Consider the following 14,913-nt stretch of genomic DNA (forward strand, 5'->3'; position numbering starts at 1 on the left):
CAGGTTGTGAGTTTATAACCGGCCGGGAAACGTTAATTCGGCAATGGCCGATTTATCCAAATGCCCTTTCCCAACTTCCAAAAGACATTGATATTGTTCACTCGTGGCTTTAGCCACAGGCAAATTCAGCCCCATCTCTTCAGCCAATGTTAACGCAATACGCGAATCTTTCGCAGCATGCTCAGCTGAAAAATAACATTCATGATCACGAGCCTCCATGTCGGCGCCATCTGTTTCCAATACCCGAGAAGCCGCTCCGGTTTGAGAAAATATTTCCCGCAACATTTGGATATCGACACCTAAGGCCGCCCCTAACCCCAACCCCTCAGCCAAGGCCACAGTGTTCGCATTCATGACCATATTCACAAGCGCCTTAACTTTGGCCGCTTCCCCGGCAGGCCCCACATAGCGCAGGGCCACACTTAAATCATTAAGGATAGGTTTCACGCGCTCAAACACTTGCCGCTTCCCCCCACACATCAAATACAACGTTCCCTCACGTGCCTGGGTAATGCTGCTGGCCATGCAAGCTTCAAGGCTCTCGCCTCCTCGCGTATTAATCCATTGCTCAATGTCTTGATGGATGCGAGGAGACACTGTGGCACAATTGATAAAGATCCGGCCCTGGGCATGCTGCACAAGGCTTAAAGGTGCATCTGGGTCAAAAATCATTCGCATCGCGGAGTCATTGGTTACCACTGTAAAAATGATATCAACTCGGTCCGCAATTTCCGCGGGGTTTGCACAGACATCACATTCCAGTTCCTCAGCCAACGATTCCGCTAGGGTTTCAACGCTATCATAGATACCCACCAGGTCATACCCTGTATCCTTGAGGCGTCTTGCCATATTTGCACCCATTCGTCCAACACCAACAAAACCTATTCGATCTTGACCGTTCATCATAGGTGTGCCTTTCTTTTACATTCCACTTTTCCCACTTGATGATCCAATTTCCTTTCTCAATCTTCCCATAGGCGCCTTCTATCACTTGCGGAAGCATTTCCCAGAAATATCTAAAAACCAAACCAAATCTCAAACAACCAACACACCTTAAGGTTCCTTCTAGGCAAACCGATCATTCCTATTACAGGCTCAAACAGGTGGTACTCTATACCTCATGATCAAGAGGATCTCCCTCCCATTCAGATGGTCTCACAGGCCATCGTGAGGAGCGAACACCCACCGGATTCCCCAAACAGCCTGTCCCCTCCGTGGAGTAAGCAAGGACGGATTTCCGTCTTGCTTTCATTTACATCATAAAGATGTTTGCACAGGAACACGTTGCCAACTAGCACAAAGGACCAGCAAAAAGAATGGAATTACTTATTCTCAGTTTGTTAATTTTTCTCCTTGTTGGAGGTCTGCTCGCGTTTACCCTTGGTGGCGGCCAGTCCACCACAAAGACCCCGGCCGCTCAATCCATAGCGTATCCCCCTGGATTTTCTCCCAGGTTAGCCTTTAAAGAAAAGTATGGAGATACAGGAATTGCCTATGATGAAAATCAGAAATCCATTTGCATTCTTCAACCTGAAGCACATCTTAGCCAGATCATATCCTATCAAAATATCCTAGCCGTCGCGCTCTTTGAAGACAATGCACTAATCGCGAAATCCGTTCGGGGGGATGAGCCAGGGAAGCAATTGCTTAATCAAATTCTTACAGAAAACATCAAACCCTTATTTCAGGACCCAACGGAACAACAAGACGGGCAACAACAACATTCCCCTGCCGGAACCAGTAGTACTTTGCAATTGAGAGTCCTCGTTAACAATCGAGAGCATCCAGTTCATCAAATAAACTTCTTAAATATGGAGGCCAAAAAAGGTGGGGTAATTTACAATGAAGCCATGGGGCATGGAAAAAACTGGCAGGATTTATTGAGCCACCTAATTAGAATGGCAGGAAAACCCATCCCCTCATCCGCCCAACCTCCTTCAAAAGTTTCAGCCCCATCATCCCAACCCAATCCCGAGACTGCGGTCACGGAACCAGCTTAAATTTCCACCCAAAGCACCCTTCAAACCCCTTAACCCAGGATGTCGGATTATTAGAAAATAATTTGGATATGGTGAAAAGGCTGTCAGAGCGGCTGCAACAATGGATCATTTGGAAGGGGACGCCAGTTTTTTCGCCATTCCGTGAGAGGCATTATTTTTGGAGGACGTCCATTAGGATAAAAATACGAGTCGATAGCAAACTCAGTTTTACTTTCTATTTCCATAATCACCGCTGTATTCGTAATGAAATCTGTCGATCCAAACAAATTTGCCAGCAACCATCCCCGTTGGTTTGGTGTACCAATGACATGCCACCGCATGAGACCGTGCTGGGACAAAAGCCGAAGATACGTCGTAGTATTGACCGTCTCGTCAATGCAATCGAGTTGATCGGGGCCAGTGTTAAAAGTCTCAGCGGCGGCGCGGTCAGTACTCGCACCAATGGCCGCACCGATTTTCATTTCCAAGAATGCAACCGCCTGCCCCAAACGTCTACGCTCTTCCCCCGCTGAGGTAGGTTCAGGATGAAAAATCTTTGCAACCTCATCCCAAACAAACGGTTCAAGACGGATATGTTTCTGGATTCGACAGCCGTAACCTTGGCAAACGGTGAAATCAGATAAGGTTGGGGAAGGATGGGCGAAGTGATGAACGTGATCTTGGGCAGAGGCGCAGGCGGTAAGGGTGACCACCAAGGCCACCCCACAACATCGAACAATTCTGCGCACGATTTCGAATGTCATGCAGTTTTATAGAATACTAGCCCTCATTCGGGGTGACTCAGAAATACATACCCCAACCCGCGTAAAAGGTGCTGATCCATGCACCTTCAACAGCTGAAATGTAAGTAGCGGGCAGAGGAGAAACGGTCCTCACATCAAAACCCTCAACGTATTCGGTCCAGTAACTGAGTTGAAGACCTCCATAGATCTGATCTCTCGGTCCCAACAACCCGCCCAAGTTTCCGTAATCAAAATGATTGTTGTATTCCACGCCAAAAGAAGCACCCAGCTTGGTATCATCCAATTGATTCTCCCGCAGATTACCAGCTTCGTCTGACATAAAGACATATTCCCAAAAACTAAAGGTTGGCCCAGCCTGCAGATTAAAATATCCAAAATTGTTGAAATCCGCGACCTTGCAACCAACATAGGGTTTGATCGAACCCTTATATTTTTGTTTTAGGAAAGTATCTTTACGGCCATCTGGAGTTCCGGGATGTTCGTCTTTATTTAGACCAGTATCCTTAGCGCTTACGCCAATTCCAACTTGAACCCCTCCATAGCAATCGGATATACCGATTTTTCCGACATTGCCAATGTTGCCTACATTACCCAAGGGACCAAATAGAAAGTTCCCTAAATTCCCAAAGTTACCCAAATACCCAAGGTTGAAAAGGGGGCCGTAATACACCCTGCCATCAAACCGAAGTTCACTTTGCCCTACGATGATGTCATCACCATCACTAATGTTTCCACCACGATCTAGGGTAGTATTCATTCTCCCAAACTTGTACCCATAGTTAATGCCTAATTTATATCTGGGAAAATCTCCGCCATGCCCACTTGCTCCGGTCACCCATACCCCATCGGAGGGTGCACTTGCCACCGAATCCGCATCAGGTAAATGGAAATCGAGAATTTCGCACTCCGAACAGGTCCCAGGCCTCTCGCTAGGGAGTACCTCTCTCATATCATGGAACGGCCCACCAAAGGTATACCACTTCCCTCCAGAGCCGAACTGGAGGTTCGTGACCGGTCCACCCGTCCAAGGCAGCATAAAAAACCCGCGATCATCGGTTTCTGTCTCTCGCACTGTTCTTGTCCCATCAGGATTACGCTGCGTAATCCGCACCTTAACATTGGCCATGGGCTTGCCTTTTGAATCCGTGAGTTGGCCTCCATCCCCAGCACCATCACCATACACAGCAAGACTGAGAGAAGCCGTTCCCCCAATCATGCCAAGGGCCAATATCAAAACAAGGATTCCTTTGGTCCAGCTCGTCATTACTTAGCCTCCATCGAGTGATTCACGGCCACAAAAGCACTGAGGGCCTCAAAATAATCAACCCAGAATTTTTGGGCTAACTTAAAGAAAATTGCCGAAAAAGTCTAATATTCAACTACCCCACATCAATACTTCCGCGGGCTTCCTTGACCCGCCCATCATCACCTTTGACGACTAATCGAACCGTCCACTTGCCGACATCGGTAAACACAGACGTCGGAAACTTACCGACAATGCCATTAACGATATTGTCATCGTCATCAAAGACCGTTTCCCAATCCGTGGGATTTTCGCCTTTCCCAAGTTGAATCTCATATTCATCAAGATCATTTGAGGCTGCCGTGCCCACGACTTGGATCACCACCTCGCCATCCAACTCAACTACCTCTACGCGATCTACTCGTGCAGTCAGGAAGTAATTCGGATCGGCCTTTAATGCTTTCACGGCATTCAGCCGCCCCGCACCAAAGTAATGATCCCAGCCTGGAAGTCCAATATCATCGGCAGACTCTAATAACATTCGCTCGACCTGTTCATTCGTTAATTCAGGATTCTTAGCCCAAATCAATGAGGCCACCGCCGACACCAGCGGAGCAGAAAACGATGTCCCGGATGCGCGCATCATCTGTGCCTGCGGACCCACAAAGCTGTCACCAGCCTTGTAATCCTTTGCACGAGACATCAGCATGAAATCGGTCCTCCGTGCGCGCAATGAAAGAATGTCTACCCCAGGCGCCGCGATTTTGATATGCGGCCCCCAGTTGGAAAACGAAGCGCGTTCATCATGAATATCAATAGCTCCCACTGGCAAAACATGATTCATACTAACCGGCGCCAATTCCGTGGTTTCCTCCCCGCGATTCCCTGCCGCGACCACAATGAGCGCACCCTTGGCATAGGCATAATTGACAGCCTGCTGTTCAAGCTTCGTGAGATGTTCAGATTCCAAGCTCAAATTCAGCACGCGCGCACCATTGTCTACGGCATAGGTAATGGCTTTCGCCACATGGAACGCCCGGCCTCGGCCAAAGGTATTCATAATCTTGAGAGGCATGATTTTCACGCCCCAATTGATCCCGGCGATCCCTTTTCCATTATTAGCAGCGGCACCAACCAAACCCGCCACAAACGTGCCATGCCCATCATCGTCCCAGGGGTTGTTGTCCTTCGCGACAAAATTCCAACCAATGAAATCGTTCACGTACCCATTTGGATCTTCCTTCGGCTTCTTGGGTTTGGGATTCACCCAAATCAATTCTTTGGATAAATCAGGGTGATAGTAATCAATACCCGTATCGAGCACCGCCACGATCACAGATTTGGATTGTCCCGTTTCCAGATCCCAAGCTGATTTGCCTGAACCTTTTGGTGTGAACCCAATTTTCGGCAAGGCCCATTGATCGGCAAACGATTGGCCCCAGGCACCTTTGGATGAATAGTAGGGATCATTCTGCGCCCAGCCGGTCTGAGCTCCGAGCACAAGGGCCAACCCTAGTAGTAGGTGAAAAGAGCATTTATTCATGATCAGACCTACGATAATACACAGTGGCCACGGGACTAGCATCTTCATCACTCGGCCAGGTATGAGGAGATAAACCTTGAGCCGGCGCGATATTCGTCACGGCATTATTTTCACTCCCTTCCCAATGTTCCTGCCCTAATCCCCAATTAAAATCATTCCGAATACCATCTGCAGGAGCCCAAGCGGTACTGAGCCAAGGTTTGGTTTGCCCATCACCAAAGTACTTCTCCCAGGTGAGCACAGAATTTCCTGTTTGTTGTTCAAACCGTTGGCCTGCGCTTTCGGCATCAAATCCTTCTTTCCAATAATCGATGTAATTCAGATAGTTCGAAATTGACAAGGACGAGGTGAGGGAAAATTTCGCTTTCAACAGGAGATCAGGATCCAGCTCATGTTCCGTGTAATAACCATCATACCCCGCTGAAATTCGATAGCCGACAGACGCTTGTAAAGAAGTATCAAAATTTTGGTTGAAAGTGCCTGCCTGAGTGCTCCCCGCCTCATTCGTCTCAGCGTTTTTCTCTAGAAGACCTAACTGTGGATCAAGCCGAACCATGCCCCCTTGAACCGTTGCAGGATCAACAGAAATACCAACAGAAAAGCGAAAATTTTCAGCAGAGTCGGTCTCGGTATAGGGAGGAGGCTCCTTATCCATCAAACTCCATTGAAGCAAATAACCAATTTGCCACTGATCGAAATCAAATTCACCAGTAGGAGTTGACGGCCTAAACGTACCACTAATTTGAACCCGTGCGGTGGGTTGGTTCTTGGCTTTATCCGCCAACCCAACTTGGCCACCAATGTTCACAGCCCACCCAATCGAGGGCACGACACACCCAACCAGGAGAGCCATTCCCCCTAGCCAGCCAGGCCATTTTTTTAGATAAGGCACCATGGTGATTCCTCCAAGGTAGATTTGGAGAAGACGGGAGTGTCACCCTCCATGAACATTTTTGTTCGTCGAACGGCAAGAGAGTGGTCAAGGTCTTACTTCGGCAGTTCAATTTTGTCAAGAATTTCTAGCTAAGGCCTAAGCGCATTCAAGCCCCCCCTGCGAATACCGCATTTGACGTAGAAAACCCCTCAATATTGAACTTCCCCCTCTTTTGGGGAATTGTGGCCCACGTCTAATTCAGTGTTCAATGAGCCGTTTCAATGTTCATTAAAATCCATTTTGTTATCTTGAAAACGGTTCATGAAACACTTAACAGGAACCACCGGTACCATCATTAGCATTCTCATTTTGACTGTTGGAGCCTTGTGGCTCCATCTGATTTCGCCACCACCACTCATCTCCCATCCCTCGGCTTTACGAGCAGGAGATGTCGAAATCATCAGGCCCTTAATTTTGGCCGGCGTCGACATCAACCACCCGAATTCCAAAGGCGTTACTCCCTTACATGTGGTGGCACAGGAAGGGCATGTCGCGGTTGCCCAATTACTTCTCCAGAACGGAGCCAATATCCATGCCCGCTATGATGAGTTATGGACCCCGCTGCATCTTGCCGCGCAAAACGGACATCTAGAAATGACGACGCTCCTTCTCAATTATGGCGCACAAGTCATTGGGCCCAAGGAAGACTTTACCCCTTTACACTTCGCCGCACAGGAAGGCCATCTGGAAATCGCCCAACTTCTGCTCACACGCGGGGCAGATATTCGTGCCAGGTACGAGAATGGGTGGACCCCCCTTCATCTTGCCGCACAAGAAGGGCACACGCAGATGGTAGCCTTGCTACTGCTACAGGAAGCTCCGGTGAATGCGATAAATGCCCAGGGATTTACCCCCCTTCATTCCGCAGCGTTTCAAGGGAAATTGGACGCCGTGCGGCTACTCCTCACGCACGGCGCAGCATTTGACATGAAGGACCACGAAGGACAAACACCACGTCACCTGGCTCTTGCAAGTGGGTTTCACGACGTGGCAAGTCTGTTGTTTGAATTTGAAAAAACTGGGAAACTCGCTGATCAGTCGACTGGCGATTCCAAGAAAACTGAAGGCTCCTTACGACTACAGCCCGCCGCACCCGACACCATGCCATCGATCGAGTCGGTTCCCAACAATACTTCTTGGGAGCAGGCATAAAAAATGTCGTGATGTATTTTCCTAACGCATAGTGAGTACAAGAGAGGAGAGTTTTCCTGATTCCGGTTTTCGGGGTAGGTCCTACCCTTTTCCTCCCAACACACCTTGTATCTTCTCGCACACATATTCTGAAAATGGTAGCGAACAGGTAAAGCCCGGTGATACCGCATTCAGCACATGCATGGAATGCTGATCTCCCTCGACCACAAAGTCCATTTCTAACTTCTTTTCCTTGATATCCATCAACTGCGCTCGAATGCCGGGCTTTCCCCACGTGGTGAATTGGCTGGGGTCCATACCGGTCATGAGGTGTGAAGCGAGTCCAACCAAATGAGCTCGCGAATATTTCTTTAATTCCTCAACGGCCAAACGTTTGAAATCAAATCCCGAGAAGACAAGTAGCCCCAGTTGCCGGCCAAGAATTTCCACGCAATCAGCGAGGGAAAAATTTTCCATCCCTTGATACTGCTCCCGCCAAAAAGCCGGGATCGCGGTCGGCCCAATTTTCATATGCCCATCCACCGTCACGGTCACATGCACACCTAAAAAAGGATTACGCAAGTCCGGGACAGGATAGATATTGGTGCGTACCGCACCGGCGGGTTCATTCGAATACAGATACAACCCCTTAAACGGAAGAATCCGATATCGCTCGGAAAAACCAAAGTCTCGCGCCAAGTGATCCGCGAATAACCCTGCCGCGTTTACTAAATATCCTGCTTCATATGAATCCCTAGAGGTCCGTATGGTACGGCCCTTTCTCCCTACATATTGAACGCCCCGATCAATCTGCACACCTTCACGAATCGCATCCTCAGTCATGGCCTGCATGACTTCCCGCGGATTCACGGTCGAGGTGGTGGGAGAAAATAAGGCACGCTCACAGGTTTTGACACGAGGCTCGATCTTTTTGGCTTCGTCTTCAGAAATGTGTTCCAGCGTAATTCCGTTAGCTACTCCACGACGAACCAGTTCATCCATTGAGGCATGGTCTTCACGATCCTTAGCTACAACCAACTTTCCACATTTGTGAATAGCGAGATGTTTCTCTTCGCAATATTCCGTTAAGCGTTGATTTCCAATACGGGTAAACTTGGCCTTCAAACTGTCGGGAGAATAATAAAACCCCGCATGGAGCACACCACTATTGCGCCCACTGGCATGCAACCCGCACTCCGGTTCCTTTTCCAGGATACGCACAGCAGAATCGGTATACATCTTCTTCAATTGACGAGCGATACTTATGCCGACCACACCACCACCAATGATTAAAAAATCTGGATTCATGTCACTTTATGTTCCCAATCTCAAGAAGGTCAAAACCCTTTGGAAACCGTTCTAGTTTTTCATTCGCCGCAGTATAATGCAGACGAAAGACAGAGTGTAATGTAAATACGTCAACAGAGACTATTCCTCAAACACTTCTGCACCATTCATATGCGCACCATTTCAAGAAGAACCCTGATAAAAACTGCTTTGGCTAGTATGGGGCTTGCTACTGTCTACCCCATTCCATTCAGTCATGCCCAATTATTTGGACTTTTCAAGGGCAAAGGGCATGCAACCCCGGCCATTACCCCGAACGATGAATTTTATGTCACCTCCTACGATCTTACGCCAACCGTCGCGCTCGACCGATGGACACTCACCATTGGCGGAATGGTCGACAATCCACTCGTACTCTCCTTTGAAGATCTGATGAAAAGACTTCAAACTACTATGATTTCGACGTTGGAATGTATCGGCAACACCGTTGGCGGGTATTCCATTGGAACCGCCAGATGGGAGGGAGTAAAGATCAATCAAATTCTTGAGGAATCCGGGTTTAACCCAAAGGCCTTTGATCTCGTGCTCAGAGGGGCTGATGGCTATTCAGATAACTTTCCACTCTCTCGTGCCCTGGAAGAGGACGTGCTCCTTGCCACGAAAATGAACGGAGTCCCTTTACCGCCGGATCACGGCTTTCCCGCTCGCGTCATAGTCCCTGGCATCTACGGTATGAAAAACGTCAAATGGCTCACGGGGCTGGAATTGGTCAATTACGACTACAAAGGCCATTGGCAGCAACAAAGTTGGTCTGATACCGCACTTGTGAAACTTTCCTCACGAATCGATCTTCCCGGTGATCGTGAACGTGTTACCACCTCTAAATACAAAATGAAAGGGATTGCATTTAACGGACGCCTAAGAATTCATAAAGTGGAAGTGAGTACCGATGCTGGAAACACTTGGCAGGAGGCCAAATTAGAGTCCAAGTTATCACCTCAGACTTGGACCCCTTGGAGTTATGAATGGACCATTCCTCAATCCGGAGAATTCACCATCATGGCTAGAGCCACAAATGAACAAGGACTTCAACAGACACTCAATACAAAACCATCTTCCACTGAACGCCTAGAGATTCATGCGATCACCGTCGAAGCCAAAATCTGAAAGTAGATGGAAAATGCAAGCTAGAATCTAGCCAACATCAATGCTACCCTGAGCTTCTTTAGTTTGCTTACCGTCCTTCACGATCAGGCGAACACTCCACTCCCCCACATCAGTAAACTCCGAAACGGGAAATTTCCCAACGATACCATCAACCACAGCGTCATCGTCATCAAAGACCGTTTTCCACTCTGTGGGATTGGCACCCTGGCCCAATTGAATTTCGAATTCATCTAAATCACTTCCAGCGGCAGTCCCCAGCACTTGAATAAACACTTCGTCACCATCCTGAGCCACCACGACTTCATCAACCTTGGCCGTCAAAAAATAATCGGGATCGGCTCTCAGGGCCTTGTATGCATTCACCCGTCCTGCGCCAAAATAGTGATCCCACCCGGGCAACCCAATATCATCCGCGGACTCCAACAACATGCGTTCGACTTGTTCATTCGTGAGATCAGGATTCTTCGCCCAAATAAGCGAGACCACCCCAGAAACCAACGGCGCGGCAAAGGAAGTGCCTGAGGCCCGCATGAACTGGGCCTGCGGTCCAACGAAACTTTCTCCCGGCTCGTAGTTCTTCGCGCCAAACATCAGCATAAAGTCGGTCCGTCTGGCACGGAGTGAAAGAATTTCGACCCCAGGGGCGGCAATTTTAATATGAGGTCCCCAATTGGAAAACCCCGCGCGCTCATCATGAATATCTATCGCGCCGACAGGCAACACATGGTTCATACTCACCGGGGCGCGATTGACCGTCTCACTTCCTTGATTGCCCGCAGCCACGACAATGAGCGCCCCTTGTTCGTAGGCATAGTCTACGGCGAACTGCTCGGTCTTCGTCAGATGTTCAGATTCAATACTGATGTTTATGACACGAGCCCCATGATCCACCGCATACACAATAGCCCGCGCGACATTGAACGCCCGGCCACGGCCAAACACATTCATGATTTTGAGGGGCATGATCTTCACCCCCCAATTAATGCCGGCCATCCCGTGGCCATTATTGGCTGCCGCCGCAATCAACCCCGCGACAAACGTCCCATGCCCATCATCATCCCAAGGATTATTGTTGTTATCGACAAAATTCCACCCAATGAGATCGTTCACCATCTCATTAGGATCTTCTTTCTCTTTAAAGGGGGAGGGGTTCCGCCAAATTGAATTTTTGTTCAAATCGGGATGAAAATAATCCAACCCCGTATCCAACACTGCCACAATAATAGGGGTGCGCTCACCAGTTTCCACGTCCCACGCGGACGTGCCAGACCCTTTTTTGGTAAAGCCGATTTTACCCAACGCCCATTGATCCCCATACGCCTGGCCCCATGAACCAGATGAAGAAAAGTAGGGGTCATTTTGGGCAAGAACAGAGGTCACTCCAGTAGCCAACATCAACAGAATTGCAATGAATAGACCCAATACCTTCATCACCAGGCCCTTTTAATCTTCGTATGCGCAGCAGGCATGGCTGGCCCCTGTGGCCAATCGTCCGGATTCAATGGTGCTGGCGCTCCACTGATGCCGGCATTCGCTTCTTCATACTGAATGACATTTCCAAACTCCTGCGTAAATGCATCCAACGTGCCTGCATTTCCTGCAGGTTGCCAGCCCAGGGTCGTCCCCCAGGGCATTGAAGAATGGGTCCAACCTTTCAGGTCCAATCCTGCTCCCTGGGTATCTTCCGCAATCCGCCACGGACTCGTTCCGGGATTCAGTCCAAAAATTTTACTGGGATTATCATTGACCACAATGGCCCCGAGATCAATTTGTTGCCGGCCGATAAAATTCACAAAGGGAATGTCGACAAGGCCCACGTCATAACCATATCCCACCCCGGCTTCATAACGAAAATCTTCAAGGCCTTGATAAAATTGGCCCTCAATCGACACACCTATTTGGTCCTCGGCCGTCAGTGTAGGAACGCGCCCAATTTCATCTTCAAAGTTGAGATCAAAATCAACCCCAACTCGATCGAAGAATGAATCCCCAATTCCGATATAGCGAAGATCCTTCGTGCCTGAACTCCAAGAATTATCTAGAACCGGATTGACCTGCCCAGCTCGACCAAGCTGATCCGCATTTTGGTCGCTTATATCAAAATCAAAATCCACTCCAATTTTCTCAAAAAAACTATCCTTGAGCGTGATAAATCGCACTTCAATGGTCACCTGTAAATCCTGTAACCTACCCCCGCCTAACCCCATCCCGACAAACCCGGGCGATTGATCACCAGGGTTCCACTTACTCGTTTCACCTGGCGTGGACTCGGCAAGGAAGGACTCAGGACTAAAAAATGCGTCATACCACGTTCCCGTATATACCGTGGGCAACCCTGCCTTAGAATCAGCTAACGCCGTTCCAGGTTTTGTTTGGTAGGTACCCTGCAGAGTCGAGGATTGCGATGTTCTCTGATTCGTGCCAGACGAGGAAGAATCAGACTCCTGCGATCCTGAACCTCCCTGCGAACCACTCCCCTGATTTTCCGGGGTCCCACCTTGCCCTGGCTGATTGGTGGAGGGAGGAGTCGTCGAACCTCCACCACCCGGAGTCACGGCACCGGTCCCCTGCCCGCCTTGAGCCTGCGCCGCACGTTGGCGTTCAAATTCTTCCTTGAGTGCTTTCTTCAATTCCTCTACCCACCAATCCGGCATGCGAAAATATCCCCGTTCCTCAGACTCTCGCATCGTCGTCCGTAGAAGCGTGGCAATTGATTGATTAAAGGCTGTCACCCAATCTTCATACATGTCCAAGGTATCAGGCGGATGCCGTCGTTCCCGATGAGTCGCATGCAAGACCTCATGCACCAAGATATCCCAATTCGATTGAGTGACCCCCATAAATTCCCAGGTATCATACCATCGATACTGTTTAAGTTTGTCACAGTCCAACACAATATGCGTGGTGCCTCCGGCCTTCGGCGTCCCATCATCATTAAAGTCCCCATGGGTTTCCCCCCAAGATTGTGTGAACAACTCAGCCTCTGGTTTTTCCACACCTAATTGATCCGCCTCATACGACCCGTAACAAATAATTCGAAGCGTTTGTCGGCTATTATAAAGGGCCAGGGCGGCAGGATTGGTTCGTCCCATTTTTTGCAATCCTTCATTGATCATCCGCTGAATCTCTTCCTCACCATCAGGCGCACCAAGATTTGCCGACACACTCGGCGTAAAATCCACCGTCACCTGGGCCCATGATAGATTTGGGAGCAAAAGAAACAACGGGAGAAGTAGTCCAAAGAAAATGGGAATCAACCTAAACACTACAGCCCTCTCATAACGATAGGAATTGAGTTGTATGTTTATGCTCATTGGACAAAAATTTCAACGAAGAAACTATTGCCAAATTTTATTAAAACAACAATAGCACCCATGCCATAAACCATTGGCAAAAAACCCAACCGTTTTTCACTCCATTTCAAGCAGAACCAGCTAAAACCTTTTCATCAATTTTCCTCAAAATCCTCAAACGAAATCTCTAGCAAGAAATTAGATTTTTTCGTGCCCTACGTGTAAGTTATTGCAGGGAATAACAAAGATTAATATGGCTCAGCCTTTTACGAGATCACTTGAGGCAAGGAGCGAAACATTATGAAAGGAAAAGTACTCGAAGGCTCTTCTAGGAATTTATTCCTGGGTTTTGTCCTCATAGCGTTGTGTTCTGGATGCGCCTCCTATGTCACACCGGGCGGAGGTGTCGAGATCGCTCAATTAACCACTTCTCCCGACAGAAATATTAATGAATTAATGGCCATCGAACCAGCAGCCCAATTTCCAGCCAGCATGGTGATTGCACGTGTTCAGGCACCAGGGTACAAAAATCATCGAAACGAGAGTTTTGGGGAGGGCCGCTTTAGCGTGGTCACCTCTCATGATGTGGAACAAGAAACAGACTACCAACGTATCGCTTCTATGCCCATGGTAAAAACAGCTGGACCGATTAACCGTATGCTACTACCTACACAACTCGACACCATTCAATCACTACGAACCGCCGCCGCTCGGTTAAGAGCAGACATTCTTCTCCTGTATACGTTCGACACAACGTTTCATGTCGGCGCACAGCAGTTTCGTCCGTTGAATGTGATTGCCCTTGGATTCCTAAGCAACAAGGAGGTCACCGTTTCCACAACGGCATCAGCGGCTTTTTTTGATGTGAGAACGGAGTTTCTTTACGGGCTTGCAGAGGCGACGGCTCGAGAGAGTCAACATTCAAGCATGTGGGGCAGCAGCGACGTTGTCGATGATCTGCGTGTAGCGACCGAAGGCCAAGCTTTTCATTTATTAACTACTGAAATTGAAAAAACCTGGAATGGCATCGTACAAACACATGCAACTCATAAAATTAATCAATAACAGTTAATTTTTAAAAAGCCAATTTTTTAAAAATCCCGAAAAATGGCCGAATATAGATGCCTGATTTTGTTAGAGATTTAAGTCCTTCATGCTCGTTGTCAAAAAGAAATATTACTGGACATCGTTGAAGTTTTTTCCAAATAGTATTTCGGTATAAGCTTATCGCTTTTTCCTGTAGCAGGTTGAGGAAGATTTAATAATTTGGAATGTAAAGGAGAAAAGGATTGAATATTAAAGAGGCAGTTAAAATTGCGATTGAGCATGCTCGTGATGTTTTCGAACATGAGAAAATCTCGAATTTGGGTCTTGAAGAGGTTGAGTTCAACGAAAGTCAAAATGAGTGGCGTATAACTGTTGGATTTTCCAGACCGTGGGATGAAACCAAGGGGGCTCTTGGACCTTTGCTTTTAGGGCAAGGGATGAGCGCGAACCGTTCGTTTAAAATACTAACGATCAATGATAGGACCGGCAGGATTAAATCAATAAAAAATTACCAAATCAAGTAAT

13 protein-coding genes are annotated in these 14,913 nt (G+C 48.2%); 5 read left to right on the forward strand and 8 right to left on the reverse strand.

Annotated features, from left to right (window positions below; translation table 11 throughout):
* Positions 1-12 precede the first annotated feature (12 nt).
* Positions 13-906, reverse strand: coding sequence for an NAD(P)-dependent oxidoreductase (locus tag PPG34_RS04580; RefSeq protein WP_313831962.1), 894 nt, complete (start codon positions 904-906; stop codon positions 13-15).
* 410 nt (positions 907-1,316) lie between these two features.
* Between PPG34_RS04580 and PPG34_RS04585 the strand changes: the two genes are divergently transcribed.
* Positions 1,317-2,000, forward strand: coding sequence for a hypothetical protein (locus PPG34_RS04585; protein WP_313831963.1), 684 nt, complete (start codon positions 1,317-1,319; stop codon positions 1,998-2,000).
* Between the two features lie 83 nt (positions 2,001-2,083).
* On the opposite strand, the gene PPG34_RS04590 is transcribed toward PPG34_RS04585, so the two are convergent.
* The 4 genes from PPG34_RS04590 to PPG34_RS04605 form a co-directional block, all read right to left on the reverse strand.
* Positions 2,084-2,743, reverse strand: coding sequence for a hypothetical protein (locus tag PPG34_RS04590; RefSeq protein WP_313831964.1), 660 nt, complete (start codon positions 2,741-2,743; stop codon positions 2,084-2,086).
* A gap of 37 nt (positions 2,744-2,780) precedes the next feature.
* On the reverse strand, positions 2,781-4,007 hold the full coding sequence (locus PPG34_RS04595; RefSeq protein WP_313831965.1) for a carboxypeptidase-like regulatory domain-containing protein: 1,227 nt from the start codon (positions 4,005-4,007) through the stop codon (positions 2,781-2,783).
* Between the two features lie 115 nt (positions 4,008-4,122).
* On the reverse strand, positions 4,123-5,529 hold the full coding sequence (locus PPG34_RS04600; protein WP_313831966.1) for a S8 family peptidase: 1,407 nt from the start codon (positions 5,527-5,529) through the stop codon (positions 4,123-4,125).
* A complete protein-coding gene (locus PPG34_RS04605; RefSeq protein ID WP_313831967.1) occupies positions 5,522-6,424 on the reverse strand; it encodes a hypothetical protein in 903 nt (300 codons plus the stop codon). The genes PPG34_RS04600 and PPG34_RS04605 overlap by 8 nt, the downstream gene beginning before the upstream one ends.
* 300 nt (positions 6,425-6,724) lie before the next feature.
* Here PPG34_RS04605 and PPG34_RS04610 point away from each other — a divergent pair, with 300 nt between their 5' ends.
* A complete protein-coding gene (locus PPG34_RS04610; RefSeq protein WP_313831968.1) occupies positions 6,725-7,615 on the forward strand; it encodes an ankyrin repeat domain-containing protein in 891 nt (296 codons plus the stop codon).
* Between the two features lie 81 nt (positions 7,616-7,696).
* Here PPG34_RS04610 and lhgO read toward each other — a convergent pair whose 3' ends face one another.
* A complete protein-coding gene (lhgO, locus tag PPG34_RS04615; protein WP_313831969.1) occupies positions 7,697-8,902 on the reverse strand; it encodes an L-2-hydroxyglutarate oxidase in 1,206 nt (401 codons plus the stop codon).
* Positions 8,903-9,100: 198 nt separating this feature from the next.
* Here lhgO and PPG34_RS04620 point away from each other — a divergent pair, with 198 nt between their 5' ends.
* A complete protein-coding gene (locus PPG34_RS04620; protein WP_313831970.1) occupies positions 9,101-10,048 on the forward strand; it encodes a molybdopterin-dependent oxidoreductase in 948 nt (315 codons plus the stop codon).
* A 27-nt stretch (positions 10,049-10,075) separates the two neighbouring features.
* On the opposite strand, the gene PPG34_RS04625 is transcribed toward PPG34_RS04620, so the two are convergent.
* Entirely contained in the window at positions 10,076-11,479 is a 1,404-nt protein-coding gene (locus PPG34_RS04625) for a S8 family peptidase (RefSeq protein ID WP_313831971.1), read from the reverse strand.
* On the reverse strand, positions 11,479-13,314 hold the full coding sequence (locus tag PPG34_RS04630) for a hypothetical protein (RefSeq protein ID WP_313831972.1): 1,836 nt from the start codon (positions 13,312-13,314) through the stop codon (positions 11,479-11,481). Before PPG34_RS04630 ends, PPG34_RS04625 begins: the two co-directional genes overlap by 1 nt.
* A 327-nt stretch (positions 13,315-13,641) precedes the next feature.
* Here PPG34_RS04630 and PPG34_RS04635 point away from each other — a divergent pair, with 327 nt between their 5' ends.
* Together PPG34_RS04635 and PPG34_RS04640 are read left to right on the forward strand one after the other, a co-directional pair.
* Positions 13,642-14,406: a hypothetical protein gene (locus PPG34_RS04635; RefSeq protein WP_313831973.1), complete on the forward strand. Its 765-nt coding sequence runs from the start codon at positions 13,642-13,644 to the stop codon at positions 14,404-14,406.
* Between the two features lie 224 nt (positions 14,407-14,630).
* Complete coding sequence (locus PPG34_RS04640) at positions 14,631-14,912, forward strand: hypothetical protein (protein WP_313831974.1); 282 nt, start codon at positions 14,631-14,633, stop codon at positions 14,910-14,912.
* Position 14,913 lies beyond the last annotated feature (1 nt).

Source organism: Candidatus Nitronereus thalassa, assembly GCF_032191465.1.
Classification (GTDB): Bacteria; Nitrospirota; Nitrospiria; order Nitrospirales; family UBA8639; genus Nitronereus; species Nitronereus thalassa.

What these genes read in the sequence shown, in the direction of transcription:
- PPG34_RS04580 (WP_313831962.1), bottom strand. Translation starts at nt 906, where the DNA reads ATGATGAACGGTCAAGATCGAATAGGTTTTGTTGGTGTTGGACGAATG.
- PPG34_RS04585 (WP_313831963.1), top strand. Translation starts at nt 1,317, where the DNA reads ATGGAATTACTTATTCTCAGTTTGTTAATTTTTCTCCTTGTTGGAGGT.
- PPG34_RS04590 (WP_313831964.1), bottom strand. Translation starts at nt 2,743, where the DNA reads ATGACATTCGAAATCGTGCGCAGAATTGTTCGATGTTGTGGGGTGGCC.
- PPG34_RS04595 (WP_313831965.1), bottom strand. Translation starts at nt 4,007, where the DNA reads ATGACGAGCTGGACCAAAGGAATCCTTGTTTTGATATTGGCCCTTGGC.
- PPG34_RS04600 (WP_313831966.1), bottom strand. Translation starts at nt 5,529, where the DNA reads ATGAATAAATGCTCTTTTCACCTACTACTAGGGTTGGCCCTTGTGCTC.
- PPG34_RS04605 (WP_313831967.1), bottom strand. Translation starts at nt 6,424, where the DNA reads ATGGTGCCTTATCTAAAAAAATGGCCTGGCTGGCTAGGGGGAATGGCT.
- PPG34_RS04610 (WP_313831968.1), top strand. Translation starts at nt 6,725, where the DNA reads ATGAAACACTTAACAGGAACCACCGGTACCATCATTAGCATTCTCATT.
- lhgO (WP_313831969.1), bottom strand. Translation starts at nt 8,902, where the DNA reads ATGAATCCAGATTTTTTAATCATTGGTGGTGGTGTGGTCGGCATAAGT.
- PPG34_RS04620 (WP_313831970.1), top strand. Translation starts at nt 9,101, where the DNA reads ATGGGGCTTGCTACTGTCTACCCCATTCCATTCAGTCATGCCCAATTA.
- PPG34_RS04625 (WP_313831971.1), bottom strand. Translation starts at nt 11,479, where the DNA reads ATGAAGGTATTGGGTCTATTCATTGCAATTCTGTTGATGTTGGCTACT.
- PPG34_RS04635 (WP_313831973.1), top strand. Translation starts at nt 13,642, where the DNA reads ATGAAAGGAAAAGTACTCGAAGGCTCTTCTAGGAATTTATTCCTGGGT.